Genomic DNA, 23637 nt, shown 5'->3' with positions numbered 1-23637 from the left:
CGGACCGGCGCGACACGCGCACTGACCTCGCCCGGTACAGTCAGGCCATGACCGTTCTGTCCCGCGGCGCCCGGGTTCGGCGCGGCGGCCGCAGGCCGGGTTGGGTGCTGCTGACGACGTTGCTGGTCCTGGCAATCGGGGCCAGCTCCGCTCTGGTTTTCACCAATCGCGTGGAACTGCTCAAGCTCGCTGTGATCCTGGCCCTGTGGGCCGCGGTGGCCGGCGCCTTCGTCTCCGTGCTGTACCGCCGCCAAGCCGACGCCGAACAGGCTCGGGCTCGCGACATGAAGCTGGTCTACGACCTTCAGCTGGATCGCGAGATCTCCGCCCGGCGCGAGTACGAACTGACCGTGGAATCGCAGCTTCGCCGCGAACTCGCCTCCGAGTTGCGGGCGGCGGCCGCCGACGAGGTGGCGGCCCTGCGCGCCGAACTCTCCGCGCTGCGCACCAACCTGGAGATTTTGTTCGACACCGACCTCGAACACCGGCCGGCGCTGGAGACGCTTTCCCAAAACGGCGCCCAGCACAACGACACCCCTGCCGCCGATTGGGTGTCCAGCGACCGGGTGCGGTCGGTTCGCGAAGACCGCGAAGTAAACCCGCCCAGCCGCGCCGAAGAGACGACGATCATCGACGTGCCCGAGGTGGGCGTACCGCCGGTCACCGACGGCCCGGTCTTTGCCCCGCCCAGACAGCCGCCGCCCAGGAGGCAGCACACCGGGGAGCGCGTGCGTCCGCCTTACGAGCCACCTCCGCCGGAGGCCCGCCCGTCCCAGCCCGAGCCATCGTATGAGCCTCGGCACCGGCCGCCACCTGCGCCCGCGCCGCCGCGGCCGCAACCCATGCCGCCGCCCATGCAGCCCGTCTCCGTGGCGCAGCCGACCGGGGCGGAATGGCGACCGGTGGCCGCAGAGGGTCAGTGGCTGCCCCCGGGCGCGCCGGGTAGCAACTGGGCCCCTGCCGAGGCTGCCGAGCCCGCGCCGCCTGCCGAGCCGCCCGAGCCCGAGCCGTCTGCGCCCGTCGCTCCGGCCGCCGACGCTGCTGAACCGGCCGGCCGGCGCCGGCGCTACCGTCACTCTGGTCCGGACGAGCAGATCGATAACGGCATCGAACTGCCCGAGTCCTACCGGGAGGCAGGTCGGCGGTCGCGGTCCCGGCATTCCGCGGAATACCGCGACTACGGCGTCGGCAGCCTGATCGGCGCCGAGCGCACTGCACCGCCGCCACCGCCGGCGCCCGAGCCCGCCGCCCCGCCGCCACCGCGGCTGGCACCCGCACCACCGCCGGAACCGGCGCCGCGACACCGCAGCCCGGAGGCGATCGCCGAGGACCCCGAAGCGGTGGACGGGCTGGGCCCGTCGACCGGTGGTCAGTCCGTGGCCGACCTGCTTGCCCGCCTGCAGGTGCAGCCCAGCGGTGGTGGTCGCCGCCGCCGCCGCGACGGGTAACTGGGCCGCGCCGTTCAAATCGACTAGAGTCTTAATGACCGTCCGGTACCCGAGACATGGGACTGGAACGCACGAAGAATCCTGTGAGGTCGTCTGCGATGGGGCAGTTCGACGGTTTGCGCCCGGCCAGGCTCAAGGTGGGGATCATCTCCGCCGGCCGGGTCGGCACCGCGCTGGGTGTGGCGCTGGAGCGCGCCGATCACGTGGTGGTGGCGTGTAGCGCCATCTCGCACGCGTCGCGGCAACGAGCGGCGCGGCGGCTGCCCGACACCTCGGTGCTGGCAGTGCCGGACGTCGCTGCCAGCGCAGAGTTGCTGGTGCTGGCCGTTCCCGACAGCGAACTGGCCGGCCTGGTGTCCGGTCTGGCCGCCACCGAGGCGGTGCGGCCGGGCACCATCGTGGTGCACACCTCCGGGGTCAACGGAATCGGTATCCTCGCACCGCTGACCGGGCAGAGCTGCATTCCACTGGCCATTCATCCCGCGATGACCTTCACCGGGTCCGACGAGGACATCAGCCGGTTGCCGGACACCTGCTTCGGGATCACCGCGGCTGACGACGTGGGTTATGCGATCGGGCAGTCCCTGGTGCTGGAGATGGGCGGGGAGCCGTTCTGCGTGCGCGAGGACGCCCGCGTCCTCTACCACGCCGCGCTGGCGCACGCCGGCAATCACCTGGTCACAGTGCTCACCGACGCGCTCGAAGCGCTGCGGGCCGCCCTGCGCGGCAACGAACTGCTCGGCCAACAACTCGTCGAAGACCAACCGGGCGGCATCGCCGAACGCATCGTCGGGCCCCTGGCCCGGGCCGCGCTGGAGAACACGCTGCAGCGGGGGCAGGCCGCACTGACCGGTCCGGTCGCCCGCGGTGACGCCGCCGCGGTGGCCGGGCATCTGGCCGCGCTCGCCCAGGTCGACCCGCAGTTGGCGCAGGCATACCGCGTCAATGCACTGCGCACCGCCCAGCGCGCCCACGCGCCCGACGACGTCGTCGAGGTGCTCACGCCGTGAGAGCGCAGCAACCCAAATTTCACCCCGGTGAGCTCAACGTCTACTCGCTGCCCAGCGACGTCACCGGCGTCAGCCGCGCGCTGCGGCACACCGGGCGGCGGGTGATGCTGGTGCCCACCATGGGAGCGCTGCACGAGGGCCACCTTGCCCTGGTCCGCGCGGCCAAGAGGACACCCGGCGCGGTGGTCGCCGTCTCGATCTTCGTCAACCCGCTGCAGTTCGGTGCCGGCGAAGACCTCGACGCCTACCCCCGCACGCTGGGCGAGGATCTCGCGCAGCTGCGCGAGGCAGGTGTCGACATCGTGTTCGCGCCCACCGCCGCGGCGATGTACCCGAATGGGCTGCGCACCACCGTGCAGCCCGGCCCGCTGGCGGCCGAACTCGAAGGCGGTCAGCGGCCGAGCCATTTCGCCGGAGTGCTCACCGTCGTGCTCAAACTGCTGCAGATCGTGCGTCCGGACCGGGTGTTCTTCGGCGAGAAGGACTATCAGCAACTGGTGCTGATCCGGCAGATGGTCGCCGACTTGGACGTCGATGTCCAGGTGATCGGGGTGCCGACCGTGCGGGAAGCCGACGGGTTGGCGATGTCGTCGCGCAACCGCTACCTCGATCCGGCGCAACGCGAAGCTGCCGTGTCACTTTCGGCGGCGCTGACAGCAGGTGCGCACGCCGCCGCCGACGGACCGCGGGCGGCGCTTGACGCCGCGCGTTCGGTGCTGGACGCCACACCCGGACTGGTGGTCGATTACCTCGAGCTGCGCGACGTCGAGCTGGGCCCGTTGCGCGACAACGGATCCGGTCGGCTGCTGGTCGCGGCCCGGCTGGGCGGCACCCGACTGCTGGACAACGTGTCGATTCAAATCGGAAATATCGCCGGCACCCATGGGCCGGACGGACAACCTCAATCACCTTGGAGGAACTGATGTTACGGACGATGCTGAAGTCGAAGATCCACCGCGCCACCGTCACCCAAGCCGACCTGCACTACGTCGGATCGGTCACCATCGACGCCGACCTCATGGAAGCCGCTGATCTGCTCGAAGGCGAACAGGTGACCATCGTCGACATCGACAACGGTGCCCGGCTGGTGACGTACGCGATCACCGGTGAGCGCGGCAGCGGCGTCATCGGAATCAACGGCGCCGCCGCCCATCTCGTTCACCCTGGCGACCTGGTCATCCTGATCGCTTACGGCACCATGGAAGACGCCGAGGCCCGGGCCTACCAGCCGCGCATTGTGTTCGTCGACGCCGACAATAAGCCCGTCGACTTGGGTCACGATCCGGCGTTCGTTCCCGCCGACGCAGGCGAACTGCTCGACCCCCGGATCGGCGTGCGGTAACCGTGCTGCTGGCGATCGACGTCCGCAACACCCACACCGTCGTCGGCCTGATCTCCGGAGCCAAAGAGCACGCAAAGGTCGTGCAGCAGTGGCGGATTCGCACCGAACCGGAAGTCACCGCCGACGAACTGGCGCTCACCATCGACGGCCTCATCGGCGAGGACTCCGAGCGCCTCACCGGCGCTGCCGGACTGTCCACCGTTCCCTCGGTTTTGCATGAAGTGCGGATCATGCTCGAGCAATACTGGCCGGCGATCCCGCATGTCCTGATCGAACCCGGCGTGCGCACCGGCATTCCGCTGCTGGTCGACAACCCCAAAGAAGTGGGCGCCGACCGAATCGTCAACTGCCTGGCGGCTTTTCACAAGTTCAACACCGCGGCCATCGTCGTCGATTTCGGGTCGTCGATCTGTGTTGACGTGGTGTCGGCCAAGGGCGAATTCCTCGGTGGCGCGATCGCGCCCGGGGTGCAGGTGTCTTCCGATGCGGCCGCAGCCCGCTCGGCGGCGCTGCGCCGGGTCGAGTTGGCCCGGCCGCGCTCGGTGGTCGGAAAGAACACCGTCGAGTGCATGCAGTCCGGCGCGGTATTCGGCTTCGCCGGCCTGGTCGACGGCTTGGTCACCCGGGTGCGCGACAACGTGAAGGGCTTTTCCAGCAGCGACGACGTCGCGGTGGTGGCTACCGGGCACACCGCGCCGCTGCTGCTGCCCGAACTGCACACCGTCGACCACTACGACCAGCACCTCACCCTGCACGGGCTGCGCCTGGTCTTCGAGCGCAACAGGGAAGCTCAGCGCGGCCGGCTGAAGACCGCCCGCTGACCCACCGGCCCGACCGCCCCGCCTCGCCGAGCGTGAATCCTGGGCGCCCACCGGGTAGTCAGGGCGTCGTTTCGACGACTTCGCCGCCCTGAGTACACACCCGACGCCCACGCTTCACACTCGGCGCACCGCGGCGGCCCCACTGTGATCCGCAGCTCATGCCGCCCGCGGACGCGGTCGGGCACAAGAATTCATTTAAGCTGGCAGGTCGTGAGCTCCGCCGACCTCCCCGACACCGAAGCTGCCCTGCCCGAGCAGTTCCGGATCCGTAGGGAGAAGCGTGCTCGCCTGCTGGCCGAGGGCCACCAGGCCTATCCGGTCGACATCCACCGCACCCACACCCTGGCGCAGGTCCGCGCCGCGCACCCCGACCTGGCCGTCGACGAGGCCACCGACGACGTGGTCGGGGTCGCCGGCCGCGTCGTGTTCGCGCGCAACACCGGAAAGCTGTGCTTCGCGACGCTGCAGGAAGGCGACGGCACCCAGCTGCAGGCGATGATCAGCCTGGACAAGGTCGGTCAGGAGTCGCTGGACGCCTGGAAGGCCGACGTGGACATCGGTGACATCGTCTACGTGCACGGCACCGTGATCAGTTCACGGCGCGGCGAACTCTCCGTGCTGGCCGATTCGTGGCAGATCGCCGCCAAGTCGCTGCGTCCGCTGCCCGTCGCGCACAAGGAGATGAGCGAAGAAGCCCGCGTGCGGCAGCGCTACGTCGACCTCATCGTGCGCCCGCAGGCCCGTTCCGTGGCCCGGCAGCGGATTGCGGTAATTCGCGCGATACGCAATGCACTGGAGCGCCGCGGCTTCCTCGAAGTCGAGACGCCGATGCTGCAGACGCTGGCCGGCGGCGCCGCGGCCCGCCCGTTCTCCACCCATTCCAATGCCTTGGACATCGAACTTTACCTGCGGATAGCGCCGGAACTGTTCCTCAAGCGCTGCATCGTCGGCGGTTTCGACAAGGTCTTCGAACTAAATCGGGTATTCCGAAACGAAGGGTCGGATTCCACGCATTCCCCGGAATTCTCCATGTTGGAGACCTACCAGACCTATGGCACCTATGACGATTCTGCGGTGGTCACCCGAGAGCTTATTCAAGAGGTGGCCGACGAGGCGATCGGGACCAGACAACTTCAGATGCCCGATGGCAGCGTCTACGACATCGACGGGGAATGGAAGACTATCCAGATGTATTCCTCCCTCTCCGAGGCGCTCGGGGAAGAGATCACACCGCAGACCACGGTCGAACGTTTACGTAACATCGCGCATCGACTAGATGTCGAGATTGACGACAGCCGTGGCTTTGGTCACGGCAAACTCGTCGAGGAACTCTGGGAACACACCGTCGGCCATACCTTGACCTCACCGACGTTCGTCAAGGATTTCCCCGTTGAGACAACGCCTTTGACGCGTCAGCACCGCAGCATCCCCGGAGTTACCGAGAAGTGGGACCTGTATGTGCGCGGGGTGGAACTGGCCACCGGCTACTCGGAATTAAATGATCCGGTGGTGCAGCGGGAGAGATTTGAAGATCAGGCGCGCGCCGCTGCCGCCGGCGATGACGAGGCGATGCTACTCGATGAGGATTTTCTGGCCGCTCTCGAGTATGGGATGCCGCCATGTACCGGAACAGGAATGGGTATCGATCGGTTGTTGATGTGTTTGACCGGGTTGTCAATTCGGGAGACTGTTTTGTTCCCGATTGTTCGGCCCCACTCCAACTGAACTGCGCTTCTTGCTTCAGATTGAGGATTTCGGGTACTTATGGCACATTGGTGCCGGGGAGTCTATCCATACTGCATCAGTTACTGCACAGGACGAAACGTGAGGGTAAGCCAATGGCGAAGAAAGTAACCGTCACCTTGGTCGACGATTTCGACGGTTCGGGCGCCGCTGACGAAACTGTCGAATTCGGGCTTGACGGGGTGACCTACGAGATCGATCTTTCTTCCAAGAATGCCGCAAAACTGCGTAACGATCTGAAGCAGTGGGTGGCGGCCGGCCGGCGCGTGGGTGGCCGCCGGCGCGGGCGCTCGAGCTCCGGACGTGGCCGTGGTGCGATCGACCGCGAGCAGAGCGCTGCGATCCGCGAGTGGGCCCGTCGCAACGGCCACAATGTGTCGACGCGTGGCCGCATCCCGGCCGACGTCATCGACGCCTTCCACGCCGCGACCTAGCAAACGTCTGGCGGCGCCCGGGCTGAGACCGCCCGGGCGCCGCTTTGCTTTCGCTGTTGGCGAACCGTTCGGTGGTCGGCGCGGGAAACGTATTGAGAGTTTTCCTCGTTTATCTGGTGCGGCTTGTTTTTCGGACAGGGATATATGCCTGTGGCGGTCTTGCGGCGTGGTGCCCCTAGTCGCCGCACGGTAGGAACCCTGGCAGGCCGACCATTACAGTGGATGGCAGGTACGTGATGCCGACCGGCTGTACCGATGGTGAGGGAGAGCAGGTAACCACCGATGTTTGAACGTTTTACCGATCGTGCCCGCAGGGTGGTCGTCCTGGCGCAAGAAGAGGCCCGGATGCTCAACCACAACTACATCGGCACCGAGCACATTCTTCTGGGTCTCATCCACGAAGGTGAGGGCGTCGCGGCCAAGTCGCTGGAGTCGCTGGGGATTTCGCTGGAAGGCGTTCGCAGCCAGGTCGAGGAGATCATCGGCCAGGGCCAGCAGGCGCCGTCGGGGCACATCCCGTTCACTCCTCGGGCCAAGAAGGTCTTGGAGCTGAGCCTGCGCGAGGCGCTGCAGCTGGGCCACAACTACATCGGCACCGAGCACATCCTGTTGGGTCTGATCCGCGAGGGCGAGGGCGTGGCCGCCCAGGTGCTGGTCAAGTTGGGCGCCGAACTGACCCGGGTGCGTCAGCAGGTGATTCAGCTGCTGTCGGGCTACCAGGGCAAGGAGGCCGCGGAGGCCGGCACCGGTGGTCGGGGCGGGGAGTCCGGCTCCCCGTCGACGTCGCTGGTTCTCGACCAGTTCGGCCGCAACCTGACCGCCGCGGCGATGGAGGGCAAGCTGGACCCGGTCATCGGCCGCGAGAAGGAAATCGAGCGGGTCATGCAGGTGCTGTCCCGTCGCACCAAGAACAACCCGGTGCTGATCGGTGAGCCCGGCGTCGGTAAGACCGCCGTCGTGGAGGGTCTGGCGCAGGCCATCGTGCACGGGCAAGTTCCCGAGACGCTGAAGGACAAGCAGCTCTACACCTTGGACCTGGGTTCGCTGGTGGCAGGTAGCCGTTACCGCGGTGACTTCGAGGAGCGGCTGAAGAAGGTGCTCAAGGAGATCAACACCCGCGGCGACATCATCCTGTTCATCGACGAGCTGCACACCCTGGTGGGTGCCGGTGCCGCCGAGGGCGCGATCGACGCCGCGAGCATCCTCAAGCCCAAGCTGGCCCGCGGCGAGCTGCAGACCATCGGCGCCACCACCCTCGACGAGTACCGCAAGTACATCGAGAAGGACGCCGCCCTGGAGCGCCGCTTCCAGCCGGTGCAGGTGGGGGAGCCGACGGTGGAGCACACCATCGAGATCCTCAAGGGCCTGCGCGACCGCTACGAGGCGCACCACCGGGTGTCGATCTCCGATGCGGCGTTGGTGGCCGCCGCCACGCTGGCCGACCGCTACATCAACGACCGGTTCCTGCCCGACAAGGCGATCGACCTGATCGACGAGGCGGGCGCGCGGATGCGGATCCGCCGGATGACCGCGCCGCCAGACCTGCGTGAGTTCGACGAGAAGATCGCCGACGCGCGCCGGGAGAAGGAGTCCGCGATCGACGCCCAGGACTTCGAGAAGGCCGCCAGCCTGCGCGACCGGGAGAAGACCCTGGTCGCCCAGCGTGCCGAGCGCGAAAAGCAGTGGCGTTCCGGCGATCTCGACGTGGTCGCCGAGGTCGACGACGAGCAGATCGCCGAGGTGCTGGGCAACTGGACCGGCATCCCGGTGTTCAAGCTGACCGAGGCCGAGACCACGCGGTTGCTGCGCATGGAGGACGAGCTGCACAAGCGGATCATCGGCCAGGAGGACGCCGTCAAGGCCGTCTCGAAGGCGATCCGCCGCACCCGCGCCGGGTTGAAGGACCCCAAGCGCCCGTCGGGCTCGTTCATCTTCGCCGGCCCGTCCGGTGTGGGTAAGACCGAGCTGTCCAAGGCGCTGGCGAACTTCCTGTTCGGCGACGACGACGCGCTCATCCAGATCGACATGGGTGAGTTCCACGACCGGTTCACCGCGTCGCGGCTGTTCGGCGCCCCGCCGGGATACGTCGGCTACGAGGAGGGCGGCCAGCTGACCGAGAAGGTGCGGCGCAAGCCGTTCTCGGTGGTGCTGTTCGACGAGATCGAGAAGGCCCACCAGGAGATTTACAACAGCCTGTTGCAGGTCCTCGAGGACGGCCGGCTCACCGACGGCCAGGGCCGCACGGTGGACTTCAAGAACACCGTGCTGATCTTCACGTCGAACCTGGGCACCGGCGACATCTCGAAGCCGGTGGGGCTGGGCTTCACCCAGGGCGGCGGCGAGAACAACTACGAGCGGATGAAGCAGAAGGTCAACGACGAGCTGAAGAAGCACTTCCGGCCGGAGTTCCTCAACCGCATCGACGACATCATCGTCTTCCACCAGTTGACCCGCGACGAGATCATCCGGATGGTCGACCTGATGATCGAACGCGTCGGCAAGCAGCTCAAGGCCAAGGACATGTCGATGGAGCTGACCGACAAGGCCAAGTCGTTGCTGGCCAAGCGCGGCTTCGACCCGGTGCTGGGTGCTCGCCCGCTGCGGCGCACCATCCAGCGCGAGATCGAGGACCAGCTGTCGGAGAAGATCCTGTTCGAGGAGGTCGGGCCCGGGCAGGTTGTCACCGTCGACGTGGACAACTGGGACGGCGAAGGTGCAGGCGAGGAAGCAGTCTTCACCTTCACCGGCACCCGTAAGCCGCCGGCGGAGCCGGACCTGGCCCAGGCTGGAGCTCAGTCGCAATAGCGTGCACAACGACGGCGGTGCCTTCTCGGCGCCGCCGTCGCACGTTTAGACTGGCCCTCGTTAGCGACGGACACCGGAATCTGGTGAAACTCCAGAACGGTCGCGCCACTGTCACAGTCAGACCCGCTGCCCGTCACCAGCACCCAAGGGGAACGCGTACATCCCCGGAAGGAGTCACCGTGGCCAATTCCCAGACGGCTCGCGCCGGATCGGTTGATCTGTCGGCAGCGACTGCCGCCCTTTGGTTGGCGGCGACAGCCGTCCTGGCGCTCTTGGCGCTCTACTTCGTCGGCATCGACCAGGGTGCTGTCTCGCTGTTCGGCAGCGACTCACACGTACACGAGTTCTTCCACGACGCACGCCATCTGCTCGGCTTCCCCTGCCACTGAGCCGTCGGCGTGGAGAAGCGTCTGATAGCGCGCGGTGTGCTGGCCGGCGCGGTCGGTGCCGTGCTGGCGTTCGTATTCGCCCGGGTGTTCGCCGAGCCGGTGATAAGACGCGCCATCGCCTTCGAAGACGACCGCATCGAGGCTCAGCACGCTCAAGGCGTCCACGAGCACGGGGCGGAGTTGTTCAGTCGCGGTGTTCAAGGCAACGCCGGATTGGGCTTCGGTGTGCTGCTTGTCGGGGTGGCCGTGGGCGCGTTGTTCGCCGTCGTCTTCTGTGTGGCCTACGGACGCACCAGAGCCGTTGAGCCGCAAGCATTTTCGATTCGTCTTGCGGTCGCGGCGTTCGTCGCCGTCGAGCTGATTCCCTTCGTGAAGTATCCACCCAACCCGCCGGCTGTCGGGCAGGCGGACACCATTGGTACCCGCACGCTGTGGTACCTGGTCATGCTTGTCGCGTCGGTGGCCTTGGCGGCTGCCGCTGTCTGGCTGGGCCGGCGCATCTCGACGCGATTGGGTGCGTGGACCGGCGGGCTGATCGCCGCCGCCGCCTACTTGATCGCTGTCGCGGTAGTGATGACGGTGTTGCCGACGGTCGACGAGACACCGGCCGGCTTCCCCGCCGACGTGCTCTATGAATTCCGGCTGGTCTCGTTGGGTACGCAGCTGGTGCTGTGGGCGGCCATCGGTTTGGTCTTCTCGCGACAGGCCGGCCGGCTGCTCGGCGAGCCGAGCGAAACGAAGCGAGCGGAGAGCATTGTGGCGTGACCGGAGTGCTCCGGTTGACCCTGATCTCCCACGCGATGACCGAGGCCATGGCCGTCGCCCGGTTTCCCGGCGACGAGCCGCTCAGCGACGTCGGCCGGCGGCAGGTCCCAGCGCCGATTGAGGGCGGGGCCCGCCAACTCGTCGCACCCGAGCGGCGAGCCCAGCAGACCGCGCAACTGCTCGGCCTGCGGGCCACCACCGAACCGCGGCTGGCCGACCTGGACTACGGCTGCTGGCGGGGCCAGACACTGCACGAAGTCCCGCCCGCCGAACTGCAGTTGTGGCTGACCGAACCGGCCGCGGCGCCGCACGGCGGCGAGTCGATCGGCGATCTCGTCGAACGGGTTGCCGGATGGATGAACTCGTTGTCGGGCGCGACACCGACCTCGGCCGTCACTCATCCAGCGGTGATCAGGGCGGCGCTGCTGGTCGCTCTGCATGCCCCGCTGGAAGCGTTCTGGCGTATCGATGTGGCACCCGTCAGTCGCACCGTTTTGCATCTGCGCGGACAGTGCTGGACGCTGCGCCTCTAGGTCGGCATTCGCCGCTCTTTACCAAACCTTGACCAGGCATTGAACTGTCTTACAAACCATGGGAGGCATGAGTACGCTTCCTTGCGTGGAACTGGGGGTTTTGGGACCTCTCCAGGTTCGACTCGGCGGCGCGCCCGTCACCATCCCGGGCACCAAAGCGCGTGCCATCCTCACCATGCTCGGCTTGCACGACGGATCGGTCGTGCCGGCTGACACGTTGATCAAGTTGCTGTGGGACGACGAACCCCCACGCACCGCCGAAAAAGCCCTGCAGACCCACATCTCCGCACTGCGCCGCACTTTGGGTGAGGGATTCATCGTGACCCAGGGGGCGGGCTGGACGCTGGCGGCCGCCGAAGTCGACGCGTCGCGGTACCGGTTGGCCGCCCGACTCGGGCGTGACGCCGTTGCCGCAGGGGACACCAGTGCGGCGGTAATGCGTCTCGAAGAGGCACTGACGCTCTGGCGCGGAACGCCGGAACTACCTGACGGCCAGCGGGGGAGGTCGGAGAAGACCAGGTGGATCGAGGGCCACGCGGCCCTGGTGGAGGATCGGGCCGATGCGCTCCTGGCCACGGGCCGCGCAGCCGAACTCATCGGTGATCTGGAGGCAGCGGTGGCAGAAGCCCCGCTGCGAGAAAGACGATGGGGCCAGTTGATGCTCGCCCTGTACCGCGCCGGCAGGCAGGGTGATGCCCTGGGCGCCTATCAACGAGCGCGGTCGCTGCTGGCCGACGAGCTGGGCGTAGACCCCGGTCCCAAACTCCGGCAACTCGAATCCGCGATCGTCGCGCAGGATCCCTCGCTGGAACTCGTTATCGCCCAACATGTTTCATCGGTGACGCGGGCCGTGACCTTTCTGCTCACCGATATCGAGGGGTCCACCGCCGCCTGGGAGGTGGACGCCGCTGCCATGGCCGTAGCGCTCGCTCGTCACGACGAACTGGTCGAACAAGTCGTCACCTCGCGCGGTGGCCGGTTGATCAAGACACGCGGTGAGGGTGATGCGACCTTCTCGGTGTTCGACCGGCCGTCGGCGGCCGCCGCCGCGGCGATCGAGTTGCAGGACGCGATTACGCACGAGCCGTGGAAGTTGCGCACGCCCATGCGGGTGCGAGTTGCGTTGCATACCGGTGAAGTCGAGTTGCGTGACGGCGACTACTTCGGTCGGGCGGTCAACCGGGCGGCCCGGCTCCGGTCGGTGGCGGTGGGCGGCCAGATTCTGTGCTCGGGTGCGACGGCTGAGCTCGTCATCGACTCCTTGCCCGACGACGTGGTCCTCAGCGATCTGGGCATGCGTCAGTTGCGCAATTTGACGCGCCCCGAACACGTCTTCGAGCTGCGTCTCCAAGCCGACGACGACCGTCCTGCGGCACCGGCCACCGATGCGCCGATCGAGCGGCCCGGCCTGCCGGCGGTGCTGACCGGTCCTGGCCCGTTCGTCGGGCGCGAGCGCGAGCTCGAGCGGCTATCTTCGGCGTTTGTGGTTGCGCTGAGTGGTGGCGCCAACGCGGTGCTGATCGCCGGCGAGCCGGGCGTCGGCAAGACACGGCTTGCCGGCGAATGGGCCCGACAGGCCTATGGTCAAGGGGCCGTGATCATTTACGGGCGTTGCGACGAGGACTTGGGTGCGCCGTACCAGCCCTTCGCGGAAGCTCTGCGTTCCTTGGTGCCATGTCTGAGCGCCAGCGGGCTTCGCGGTCTGCGCGGCGTGGAAGCGCTACTGGCGCTGGTCCCCGGACTGACCGACATGCTGCCCGATCTGGCCGCGCCGCCCCGCGCCGATCCCGACACCGAACGTTATGCGTTGTTCGACGCGGTGGTTGCGTTGCTGAGACTCGCCTCCGGCGGCGCACCCGTCGTTCTCATCCTCGACGACCTGCACTGGGCTGCCAAGCCGACGCTGCTGCTGCTGCGGCACCTGCTGCGCTTCGGCGAACATGCCCAAGTCCAGATCGTCGGTACCTATCGCAGCACCGACCTCGACCGCTCCCACCCGTTGGCGGCGATGCTCGCCGACCTGCATCGCGACGGCACGGCCACTCGCTTGAACCTCAGCGGCCTGGACGAGGACGACGTCACCGCCTACGTCGCCGAGGCCGGCTACGACGATGAAGAACTCGCCCGGGCATTGTCGTCGGTAACCGGTGGCAACCCCTTCTTCCTCATCGAGGCGCTGCGCCACGTCGACGAAAGCGGTGGGGTCTGGGATCAAAGCACCCTGCCACAGGGTGTGCGGGAAGCCGTGAGCCGTCGACTTTCGCGACTTCCCAGCGAGACCAACAAGGCCCTTGCCGCAGCCGCAGTCGTCGGCAGCCGGTTCGCCGTAGATCTGGTGGAGCGAGTGGTCGGAAACGACCTTATCGACGCGTTGGATCAGGCGTGCCAAGCCGGCATCGTCGTAGAAGAACCTGGCGGCATTTACCGCTTCAACCACGCCATCGTCCGGCAGTCACTGCTGGCCGAGTTGGCGTCGGTGCGGCGGATGCGATTGCACCAGCGCATCGCCACGACACTGGAGGCCCAGCGCGAGGGTGGCGATGAGTTGCTCGCCGAACTGGCTCACCACTATTTCGAATGTGCTTGGGCGGGAAACGCCGCCAAGGCGGTGTTCTACTGCAGGCGTGCCGGTGACCAGGCGATGGCCCGGCTTGCGTATGAGGGCGCCGCCGACCTCTACGGCCATGCGCTGCACGCGCTGGAGGAGGTTGACGACGAGCTGCCCGACCGCGACGACCAGGCCGCCGATTTACTGGTCGCGCGCTGCGAAGCACTGCTGGCTGCGGGTGACGTCACCTCGGCCGAAGGTGTGGTTTCCCAATTGCGAGACGCCACAGTCGATTCCGCCCGACTCGCGGCATGGGCCACCTGCTTTGCCGGTCAGCTTTCGGTGCTGGTTCATCCCGAGCGATTGGACGAGGTCGAAGGCGCGTTGGACGTAGCCGCCCGGAAGCTGGCCGAATTCGACGATGCCGCAGGAGAAGCGAAGGCTCACACCGTCCGCGCCACGTGCCTGGCGCGGCTGGGCCGAATAGGGGACTGCGAGACCGCTCTGGACGACGCGCTGACCGCCGCCCGACGCGCCCGGGAGACCCGCCGGGTCAACGCGGTGCTCGCCGGTGCGCCGCTCGCGGCGCTGTGGGGCCCAAACCCGGTGCCGCGCGCGGGTGGTCGATGTCTTGATGTCGTGCGGTTGTTACGGATCACCACCGACTCCCCTGCAGTCGAAGCCACGTCGACGCGGTGCCAGGCCGTATTGGAGGCGTTCCGCGGCCGCGCCGTCGCGGCCCGGAGGATGATCGACTCGGCTCGGCGCACCGTCACCGAACTCGGCCTGCGTCATGCGCTGTTAGAGGTTGAGCAATTTGCCGGCATTGTCGAACTCGTCGCCGACGATCCCGCCGCAGCCGAGACACATCTGCGCTTGGCGTACAACGGTTTCCGCCGGATGGGGCTGGACGCCGACACCGCCGAGACCGCTGCGCTGCTCGGGCGCGCATGCGTCATGCTCGACCGAGACGCCGAAGCCGACGAATTGTGCACGGAGAGTGAGCAACTCGCTGGGCATGCCCTGAAGCCGTCCATCGCCTGGCGCGTGCTTCGAGCGCAGTTGTTGTCGCGCCGCGCTGACCACGCCCAGGCTCGTCGGGTCGCCGAGGCTGCTGTCGGTTTAGCCCAGCGTACTGACGCCTTGGTCGATCACGGCGATGCCTGCCTGGCCCTGGCGACCGTGTTGGGAGCCGCAGGTGACGACTCCGCAGCGCGAGCCGCCGCCTCTCGAGCGGTGGATCTGTATCAGCGCAAAGGCGCTGTAACACTTGCCGACAAGGCTCGCCGCATCATTGGGCAGTGTGAAGCACCGCCTTCTCCGGCGCCTCCCGCGCCCCGGCCGATCGAGTTGGACAACGCTTGTGCGCGGGCGATCGGGCGTCTCGACGCTGCGGTCCATCGCTTGGCATGGCACGAGCTCGAGCATCTGATTACACCCAGCGTCTCTGTCGAGAACCGTCGTAAGATCGTCGGCTTCCCACGTATCGATTTCACCTGCACCGAGTACGCAAGCGAGGCGCGACGTTATCACGAGGTAGGGCCGGTGCGGCACCACCGCACGGTAGTCGCCGTGCGAGGCGAGCGGCTGGCTCTCACCCGACTGGAGCTAGGCACTGCAGATTCCAGCCCCGGTGCTCCGCGAGACGAGGCCTATCAGCTATTCGCGTGTGACGAGGACGGTCGAATCGCGACGGAAATGTGGTTCGACGTCGAGGACACCGAAGCGGCCTTGGCCGAACTGGATGCCGTGCATGCGCGGTTTCAGCAGCGGCGGTCGCCGCGCCTGGAGAACGCGGCAAGCCGCATGATCGAGCGCTTCGCCGCGTGCTTCGCGGCCGGTGACCTGGTCGCCGCGGCGGATACCTTTGCCGTCGACTACTACCTGGACGACCGCCGCGGAGTCGTCAACTCCGGTGTACGACAAGGGCGAAAGACGGCGATCGACGACCTGCGAGTCTCAGCACAGGTCGGATTCACACATGTGGCAGCGCACTTCATTGCGACGCGTGGTGACCGCCTCGTCCTATGGCGCAGCCACTGGTCGGGGGTGAACCAGCGGCCCCAGACATTCGAGATGGATGGCCTTCACGTCACCGAGGTCGACGCCGACGGGCGGGCTGCGGCGGTCGTCGCATTCGACCCCGATGACCTCGACGCTGCCACCACCGAACTCGATCGCCGGTACCTCGCAGGCGAGGCAGCCGCCCATGCACACACGTGGTCGGTCATCACGCAGGCCTACGCCGCGCTGAACCGGCACGCGCTGGCCCCCACGACGAAGGACTGGGTCAACATCGACCACCGGCGACTGGTCGGGATCGACAAGGGCGGCTTGTCCGCATATCTTCGTGCCACGTGGGCGGATTCGCAGCAATCCCACTTCTATGTCGAGTCCGTACATCGCCTGACCGACAAAGGTGCCCTGTTCACTCGGGTCGCGCTTGAAGCATCGCAACAGGGTTTCGACGCCGAATGGCGGGGCGTCGACATTCTGCTGGTGGAGGGAGACCTCATCAACCGATGCGAGATCTTCGACGAGGATGAGATCAACGCTGCCGCTACCAGATTCGATCAGCTGAACCGGTCGGCGCGCCGGCTGGAGAACGCGGCAACCCGGGCGTCCGAGCGGTTGCGGACATGCTTCGAGCGCTCCGACTGGACTGCGATCGGCGAGCTGCTGGCCGACGACATTGTCACCGCCGATCGTCGGAAGGTGGTGTATTCCGGTGTGCGAGAAGGTAAGGACGCCGTCTTCACCGAGATCAAGACCATCACCGAGATCGGCGTCAGGTACATGACTTCGGAGGCGATCGCCCTCCGCGGGAGCCGCCTGGCCCTCAGTCGCACCCAAACCTGGGGTCGTGACAGGCGACCAGAGGCATTCCACAGCGATGTCCTCGACGTCGTCGAAGTCAATGCCGAGCAACACCTCGTGGCACGCGTCGTCTTCGATTTCGCCGACATCGACGCCGCCTTCGAAGAACTCGAACGCCGGTACCTCGCCGGCGAGGCGGCGCCTTTCTCGGACACGTGGTCCATCATCTTACAGGCCTTTGCTGCCCTCAACCGGCGCGAACTGCCCGCCGTCACAGACGACTTCGAGAGTGTTGATCATCGCCGGGTGGCGGCATACGCGCCCGGTGAGTTGCTCGCGTACGTCCTCGCCGGGTGGGAACTCGGCCAACGAGTGCACACATACGTCGAAAGTGTGCACCGGTTGACCGACCAGGGAGCAGTCCTCACCCATGCCGCATATGGCAACTCCCAGGACGGCTTCAACGCCGAATGGCGGGGCGTCGATCTGCTGCTGGTCCAAGGTGAAAGATGCAAGCGATCTGAGGTCTTCGACGAGGTGGATCTCGACCAGGCTCTGGCGAGGTTCGAGCAACTCAGCAGGCAAAGCGGCGGCTAGCCGTACCCGCACCGGTGACTACCTGCTCGCCACCGGTGCGGACATCCCTGCCCAGGCGGGATGACTGCTGCGCAGACCCCGACTTATCTCTTCGCTGACGCCCGGGCCAGCGGGCGGAGTCACCTGCTGGCAGCTGCAGCTAAGGCCGCCGAACACGTTCTCGTTGACGTCGACCGCATCGGGCTCGGCGCTGGCCGGAGCCGCTGCCCCGACCCAAACACCCAGGAAGACTGCGGCGCCAGCGAAACAATTCCTGAGCATATGCGGCGACGCGATTGACATCAGGACCCTCCGGTTGCGCGGCTGAGGAGCTACGGCGCGAGGGTATTTCCGGTCTCACCGACGATCAAGGGAACTGGCCATACGCATGGAAAACCCATACTTTGGGCGGTTGTCCGCTAGCGGGGAGCGATCAGCGCGAAGGCCTGCCTGGCGACCTGCAGCATCCAGCCGGTGACCGTCGGCCCGTGATCACGCGGCCAGTTCAATTGGAAGCTGACCACCCAGGGCTGTCCGGTCTTGTCGACCGCGTACCAACTGAACGTCAGATCACCCGGCAAGCCACCGGCTTTGGCGCCGATGTACGGCCACACGTTGCGATCGAGTTGAATGCCCGCGACGGCGGACAGGATCTGCCGCACGGGTGCGGCAGCCCCTACCGCGTCGGCTTGCAGCGCCAGGTGTACCCGGCAGACATCTTCGGCGTTGCCATACCATTCCGCACCGAACATGGACGCCGGCGTGTGAGCTCGCGTCGGATCGGGTTGGTACGGCGTCGAATTCGCCTGCGCAAGCAACTGGGCACGTTGTGGTTGGGACGCCTTCTTCCACTGCTCCCGCAGATCGGGCTGACCCCAGCCGACCGAGAACAGTTCGTACATGGTCGGAAACGGCGTCATGCTGGCCGGATCGTGATGCCCGGCGGTCACCAGCGCCTGCTCTATCGCGTGCGTGCCCATCCGTTCGATGAGTAAGTCAGTGGCCATGTTGTCGCTGGTGGCGATCATCTTCTCCGCGGCCGTGCGCACCGAAACATGCGCGCCTGGAGACAATTCCAGTCCCGACGAGCCGACGGCCTTGCTCTTCTCGGTCACCGTCAACTGATCATCCCAGGACACCGTGCCGTCCTTGACCGCGCCGGCCAGCGCGTGCAGCACGTACAACTTGAATATCGATGCCAGCGGCAGAGATTGGCCGGTGTTGGTGCCGGCAACCTTATCGCAATTGCCGTGGTCGACCTTGCTCACCTGATACGAGTAGCGGGCACCGGTCCGCCCCAGAACGGCGTCGACATCGGCCCACGAGGTGACCGACGGTGGCTGAGTCTCCAAGGCGAACCGATCCACCCACCCGCCGTCGTCGGTGTGGATCCGGATGTCCTGATGCGCGCCGTAGGAGGAGGTGAGGTGCAGGGTGGCTACGCTGGCCCCGAGGTCGACGCCCTGCAGGGCGAAGGGCCGGTCCCACCACAGTTCTTCCATGGTCCGCTGGACGGCTTCGACCTTGTCGGACGCAGCCAGGGTGCGCACACCAACCTCACCGATCGGCCAATCCGAGTTGAGCATGTCCAACGTCTGCTGGGCGCGCAGCCCGGGCGGAGTCACCATGTCGATGCGGCGCCCGGTGTTCGCCGCGTTCGCCGACGGGGTCGGCGACGACGTGCAGCCGGGAACCAGGGTGAGCACGAGTGCGGCGGCGGCGCTGATGGCCCATGCGCGGCGCCGGCCCGCGCACCGGCTATGCAGTGTTGCCTGCCCCGGCAACGTCGAGCACAACCTCGAATTCCAACAGCGTCGCACCCGTCGCGACCGGGTTGGCCTTGTGGCCGGCGTGGGCGTGGATGGCGGGGCCATTCGCCCAGGCCTGAAACGCTTCTTCGGACTCCCACTGCGTCACCACGAAGTAGCGGTCCTCGCCCTTGACCGGACGCAGCAGCTGAAAGCCGAGGAACCCGGGGGAGTTCTCCACCGCATGGGCCCGGTGCGCGAAGCGCTTTTCCAGCTCAGGGCCAGCGTCGGCGGGCACCTCGATTGCGTTTATCTTCACCACTGGCATGCCGCTAGGTTACCGTGCCGGGCATGTCCAGCGATCTGCTGACCCATCGCGGTGGGAGGGGCGAGCCGGTGGTCCTGGTGCACGGATTGATGGGGCGGGGCACCACCTGGTCGCGGCAGCTTCCTTGGCTGACCGAGCTGGGCAGCGTGTACACCTATGACGCGCCGTGGCACCGGGGGCGTGACGTCGAAGACCCACACCCCATCAGCACCGAACGCTTCGTCGCCGATCTCGAGGACGCGGTCAGCGGGTTGGGGGTGCCGGCCAGGTTGGTGGGGCACTCCATGGGTGCCCTGCACTCGTGGTGTCTGGCCGCCCGGCGTCCGGACTTGGTGACCGCCCTGGTGGTCGAAGACATGGCGCCGGATTTCCGGGGCCGCACCACCGGCCCATGGGAACCATGGTTGCACGCCTTGCCAGTCGAATTCGGTTCTGCCGAACAGGTTTACGCCGAATTCGGGCCCGTCGCGGGTCAATATTTCCTGGAAGCATTCGACCGGACCGACACCGGGTGGCGGTTACACGGCCACACCTCGCGATGGATCGAGATCGCCGCGCAGTGGGGCACCCGTGATTACTGGACGCAGTGGCGCGCGGTGCGCGCGCCCACGCTGCTGATCGAGGCCGGCAACTCCGTCACCCCAACCGGCCAGATGCGCAAGATGTCCGAAACTGACTGCGTCAGAGGGTATCTGCGGATCTACGACGCCGGTCACCTGGTGCACGACGAAGCACCTGATGTCTACCGACGGGCGGTCGAAGAGTTCCTCGAAGCGTGATCCCGCGCTACTCCTCGCCGGCCAGGGCGAAACGGCCATCGGCGGTCTGGGTGACCAGGCCATCGGCCAACAACGAATACAGCGCCCGGTCGCGCTGCGCGGTATCGCTGCGCCAGGCAACGTCGAGCTCGGCGCGCGTGACCGCACAATCGTTGGCACGCAACACATCCAGCAGTCGACCGCGTACCTGACGGTCGGTACCGGCGTAGCGCTGAACCCGGCGCGGCGGACCTGAGGCGGGAGGGGAGCCCGCCCTCCGCCACGCGCACGCATCCAGTGGGCACGAGCCGCACCGCGGCGCCCGAGCGGTGCAGACCAGGGCGCCCAACTCCATCAGTGCCACCGAGAACACCGGCGCGGCATCACCGTCGGGCAACAGCGCCGAGACGTCGGCGTGGTCACGGGTGGCCGAGGGTGAGCCGGCGTCGGCGCGGCCGTGCACGGCGCGAGCCACCACGCGGCGCACATTGGTGTCCACCACCGGCACCCGCTGGCGGTAAGCGAAGCATGCCACCGCCCGTGCGGTGTAACTGCCGACACCGGGCAGGGTCAACAAGGTGTCCACGTCGTCGGGAACGCGATCGTCATGGTCGCGGGCAATGACGGTGGCGCACTCGTGCAGTCGCTTGGCCCGTCTCGGATAGCCGAGTTTGCCCCAAGCTCGCAGCACGTCTGCGGCACTGGCCGCGGCGGTGGCCGACGGGGTCGGCCACCGCCGCACCCACTGCGACCAGATCGGCAGCACCCGAGATACCGGCGTCTGCTGCAGCATGAACTCGCTGACCAGGATCTGCCAGGCGCTGACACCGGGCGCCCGCCACGGCAGATCGCGACTCGATTGCTCATACCAGGCAAGAAGATTGGTGACTGGTATGTTTCCCGCACCCGTCACCGGCCGGTCCGGCACAATGTGTGCCATGCCCAACATGACTCCGGCCACCGCATGGAAAGCACTCAACGAGGGTAACGAGCGATTCGTCGCCGGCAAGCCCGAACATCCCGACCAGGATGTCGATCGCCGGCAGAGTCTCACCTCGGGTCAGCAACCGATCGCGGCGGTGTTCGGATGTTCGGACAGCCGGGTGCCGGCCGAACTGGTCTTCGACCAGGGTCTCGGTGACATCTTCGTGGTTCGCACCGCCGGGCAGGCGATCGATGGCGCCGTGTTGGGCTCACTCGAGTACGCGGTGGCGGTCCTCAATGTGCCTCTGCTGGTGGTACTTGGTCACCGCAGCTGCGGGGCCGTCAAGGCGACGGTCGGAGCGGTCGAGGACGGTTCGGTTCCGGCCGGTTTCATCCGCGACGTTGTGGAGCGGGTGATGCCGTCCATCCTGGTGGGCCGCAAGGACGGCCTGAGCAGTGCCGAGGAGTTCGAGGATCGGCACGTGAGCGAGACGGTCGCGCAGTTGGTGGCGCGTTCGACCATCATCTCCGAGCGGGTCACCCAGGGAACGCTGGGCATCGTGGGCGCGGTCTATCACCTGGCCGACGGGCGGGCGGCGCCGGTCGAGCGGGCCGGCAAAGTCGCCGAAACGGTCTGACTTCTGCCATCGCAATACACGGCGGTTGGCCAGCTAACTGCGCGACACGCCGAGTCGGGTCAACCGAACAGGCCTGACCTGGCCCTACGGTGTGAATGTGCTGGATCTGGAACCGCGTGGCCCGCTTCCGACTGAGATCTACTGGCGGCGCAGGGGACTTGCCCTGGGTATCGCGGTCGTCGTCATCGGTATCGCGGTTGCCACGGTCATCGCATTCGTGAGCAGTAGCGCCGGGGCGAAACCCGCCGGCGCCGACAAGCCGGCCTCGGCGCAGGGCCATCCGGGCTCGAACGCGCCGCAGGCGCCGCAGACACCACAGCCCGCCGGCCAAACCGAAGGCAATACCCCGGGAGCGCCGCCACAGGTGGCCAACCCCGAATCGCCCACTCCTACCGCGGCGGTGCAACCGCCACCGGTGCTCAAGGACGGCGACGATTGCCCCGATTCGACGCTGGCCGTCAAGGGTCTGACCAACTCGCCGCAGTACTACATCGGTGACCAGCCGAAATTCACGATGGTCGTCACCAACATCGGCCTGGTGTCGTGCAAGCGCGACGTGGGTGCGGCGGTGTTGGCGGCCTACGTGTACTCACTGGACAACAAGCGGCTGTGGTCGAACCTGGATTGCGCGCCGTCCAACGAGACGCTGGTCAAGACCTTCACCCCAGGCGAGCAGGTGACCACGGCGGTCACCTGGACCGGGATGGGCTCGGCGCCGCGCTGCCCGTTGCCGCGTCCGGCGATCGGGCCGGGCACCTACAACCTGGTTGTGCAGTTGGGCAATCTGCGTTCCCAGCCGGTTCCGTTCGTGCTCAACCAGCCGCCTCAGCCGCCGGGGCCGGTCCCCGCTCCCGGGCCGGCGCTGGCCCCGCCGCCCGAGGCGCCGCCGGCCTCACCCGGCCAAAGCGGCTAGCCCTCAGGTCAGCGGGTCGGCGATCGTCGACTCCGCCAGCTGCGACAGGCCTTCGCGGACGTGGCGCGCCCACATGGTGCCGATCCCCTCGACCGATTGCAGGTCGCCGGCGCTGGCCGCCAACAGGCCCTGCAACGTTCCGAACGCCCGGACCAGCAGATCGACGTGAGCGAATTGGAGTCGGGGGATGCCGGCCATCGCCCGGTAACCCCGCGGACTGAGCGCCGAATCCTGCGCCTCATCCGTCGTCGGATAGCCGAATATCTTGGCCAGCGCGGTCAGTTCCAGCAGATCGGTGTCGGACAAGGCGTCCAGTTCGTCGAGGGTGGCGCTGATCTCCGCCTTGGACAGCGGCTCCGGATTGGCGTGGTAGTCCCGGACGATCAGCTCCCGGGCGGTGTCATTGCCGCCCAGCAGTTCCTCTAGCTGCAACCGCAGCTGGCGGCCGTCGGTGCCCAGTTCCACGGCGTCGTGGTCGATGGACAGGCCGATGCGGCGGACCAACTCGAGCCGTTGCACCACCGTCATGACGTCGCGCAACGTGACGAAGTCTTCGATCTCCGCGCGCGACAGTTGCCGGCTGACCTCGTCGAGGCGGGTTTTGTACCGCTCCAGGGTGGCGATGGCCTGATTTGCGCGCGACAAGATGGTCGCTGAGTCGGTGAGCACGTGGCGCTCCCCGGCGACGTACACCGTCACGATGTTCATCGAGTGGCTGACCGAGATCACCGGATAACCGGTCTGGATTGCGGCCCGTTCGGCTGAGCGATGTCGGGTGCCCGATTCGTCGGTCGGGATCGACGGATCCGGAACCAACTGCACGTTGGCCCGCACGATCCGGCTGCCGTCAGTGGACAGCACCACCGCGCCGTCCATCTTGCACAGCTCACGCAGCCGGGTCGGCGCATATCGGACATCCAGGGAGAAGCCGCCGTCGCAGATGGCTTCCACATTTTCGTCGTGGCCCAGCACGATCAGCGCGCCGGTGCGACCACGCAGGATGCGTTCCAGCCCGTCGCGCAGCCCGGTGCCGGGGGCTAGGCGGGCGACGGCCTCACGCAGGGTCGGACGAGTCACAGCGTGCATTCTGCGGCGCG

General features: G+C 67.0%; 19 protein-coding genes. 15 read left to right on the top strand and 4 right to left on the bottom strand.

The annotated features are described in order from the left end of the window. The first annotated feature begins 47 nt into the window (after window positions 1-47). The 12 genes from I2456_RS25895 (at window position 48) to I2456_RS25840 (ending at window position 17252) form a co-directional block, all read left to right on the top strand. The gene (locus I2456_RS25895) at window positions 48-1448 is read left to right on the top strand and encodes a DUF6779 domain-containing protein (RefSeq protein WP_085074649.1); all 1401 of its coding nucleotides are present in this window, start codon (window positions 48-50) and stop codon (window positions 1446-1448) included. 98 nt (window positions 1449-1546) lie between these two features. Continuing rightward, window positions 1547-2458, top strand: a complete 912-nt coding sequence (locus tag I2456_RS25890; protein ID WP_085074648.1) for a Rossmann-like and DUF2520 domain-containing protein — start codon at window positions 1547-1549, stop codon at window positions 2456-2458. Continuing rightward, on the top strand, window positions 2455-3381 hold the full coding sequence (gene panC / locus I2456_RS25885; protein WP_085074647.1) for a pantoate--beta-alanine ligase: 927 nt from the start codon (window positions 2455-2457) through the stop codon (window positions 3379-3381). Before I2456_RS25890 ends, panC begins: the two co-directional genes overlap by 4 nt. Continuing rightward, entirely contained in the window at window positions 3381-3800 is a 420-nt protein-coding gene (gene panD, locus I2456_RS25880) for an aspartate 1-decarboxylase (protein ID WP_068023161.1), read from the top strand. The genes panC and panD overlap by 1 nt, the downstream gene beginning before the upstream one ends. 2 nt (window positions 3801-3802) lie before the next feature. Then, window positions 3803-4621 (top strand): type III pantothenate kinase, encoded by an 819-nt coding sequence (locus I2456_RS25875; protein ID WP_068023164.1) that lies wholly within the window; start codon window positions 3803-3805, stop codon window positions 4619-4621. A gap of 210 nt (window positions 4622-4831) precedes the next feature. After that, window positions 4832-6346, top strand: coding sequence for a lysine--tRNA ligase (gene lysS / locus I2456_RS25870; RefSeq protein ID WP_068157470.1), 1515 nt, complete (start codon window positions 4832-4834; stop codon window positions 6344-6346). A gap of 113 nt (window positions 6347-6459) precedes the next feature. Continuing rightward, entirely contained in the window at window positions 6460-6798 is a 339-nt protein-coding gene (lsr2, locus tag I2456_RS25865) for a histone-like nucleoid-structuring protein Lsr2 (protein WP_068023169.1), read from the top strand. A gap of 282 nt (window positions 6799-7080) precedes the next feature. Continuing rightward, window positions 7081-9603: an ATP-dependent protease ATP-binding subunit ClpC gene (clpC1, locus tag I2456_RS25860; protein ID WP_068023172.1), complete on the top strand. Its 2523-nt coding sequence runs from the start codon at window positions 7081-7083 to the stop codon at window positions 9601-9603. Window positions 9604-9782: 179 nt separating this feature from the next. After that, entirely contained in the window at window positions 9783-9992 is a 210-nt protein-coding gene (locus tag I2456_RS25855; RefSeq protein WP_068023179.1) for a CbtB domain-containing protein, read from the top strand. Between the two features lie 9 nt (window positions 9993-10001). Further along, window positions 10002-10757: a CbtA family protein gene (locus tag I2456_RS25850; protein ID WP_085074646.1), complete on the top strand. Its 756-nt coding sequence runs from the start codon at window positions 10002-10004 to the stop codon at window positions 10755-10757. Then, window positions 10754-11290: a histidine phosphatase family protein gene (locus I2456_RS25845; protein WP_068023185.1), complete on the top strand. Its 537-nt coding sequence runs from the start codon at window positions 10754-10756 to the stop codon at window positions 11288-11290. Before I2456_RS25850 ends, I2456_RS25845 begins: the two co-directional genes overlap by 4 nt. A 67-nt stretch (window positions 11291-11357) precedes the next feature. Next, the gene (locus I2456_RS25840) at window positions 11358-17252 is read left to right on the top strand and encodes an ATP-binding protein (RefSeq protein ID WP_085074645.1); all 5895 of its coding nucleotides are present in this window, start codon (window positions 11358-11360) and stop codon (window positions 17250-17252) included. 398 nt (window positions 17253-17650) lie between these two features. On the opposite strand, the gene I2456_RS25835 is transcribed toward I2456_RS25840, so the two are convergent. Together I2456_RS25835 and mhuD are read right to left on the bottom strand one after the other, a co-directional pair. Then, a complete protein-coding gene (locus I2456_RS25835; protein WP_241007808.1) occupies window positions 17651-19015 on the bottom strand; it encodes a serine hydrolase in 1365 nt (454 codons plus the stop codon). Further along, the gene (gene mhuD, locus I2456_RS25830; RefSeq protein WP_068023191.1) at window positions 18990-19307 is read right to left on the bottom strand and encodes a mycobilin-forming heme oxygenase MhuD; all 318 of its coding nucleotides are present in this window, start codon (window positions 19305-19307) and stop codon (window positions 18990-18992) included. The genes I2456_RS25835 and mhuD overlap by 26 nt, the downstream gene beginning before the upstream one ends. Before the next feature lie 23 nt (window positions 19308-19330). Between mhuD and I2456_RS25825 the strand changes: the two genes are divergently transcribed. Beyond that, window positions 19331-20086: an alpha/beta fold hydrolase gene (locus I2456_RS25825; RefSeq protein WP_085074644.1), complete on the top strand. Its 756-nt coding sequence runs from the start codon at window positions 19331-19333 to the stop codon at window positions 20084-20086. Window positions 20087-20093: 7 nt separating this feature from the next. On the opposite strand, the gene I2456_RS25820 is transcribed toward I2456_RS25825, so the two are convergent. Continuing rightward, on the bottom strand, window positions 20094-21005 hold the full coding sequence (locus I2456_RS25820; protein ID WP_085074643.1) for an HhH-GPD family protein: 912 nt from the start codon (window positions 21003-21005) through the stop codon (window positions 20094-20096). Between I2456_RS25820 and I2456_RS25815 the strand changes: the two genes are divergently transcribed. Continuing rightward, entirely contained in the window at window positions 21004-21627 is a 624-nt protein-coding gene (locus I2456_RS25815) for a carbonic anhydrase (RefSeq protein ID WP_068157448.1), read from the top strand. The two genes, I2456_RS25820 and I2456_RS25815, sit on opposite strands and share 2 nt — an antisense overlap. A 97-nt stretch (window positions 21628-21724) precedes the next feature. Further along, on the top strand, window positions 21725-22540 hold the full coding sequence (locus I2456_RS25810; RefSeq protein ID WP_116645606.1) for a hypothetical protein: 816 nt from the start codon (window positions 21725-21727) through the stop codon (window positions 22538-22540). A gap of 3 nt (window positions 22541-22543) precedes the next feature. Here the strand turns inward: I2456_RS25810 and disA are convergent, their stop codons facing one another. After that, window positions 22544-23626: a DNA integrity scanning diadenylate cyclase DisA gene (disA, locus tag I2456_RS25805; RefSeq protein WP_082951982.1), complete on the bottom strand. Its 1083-nt coding sequence runs from the start codon at window positions 23624-23626 to the stop codon at window positions 22544-22546. Window positions 23627-23637 lie beyond the last annotated feature (11 nt).

The sequence above is a fragment of the Mycobacterium kubicae genome (assembly GCF_015689175.1).
Lineage (GTDB): Bacteria > Actinomycetota > Actinomycetes > Mycobacteriales > Mycobacteriaceae > Mycobacterium > Mycobacterium kubicae.
This window is presented reverse-complemented; position numbering and strand designations above follow the sequence as displayed.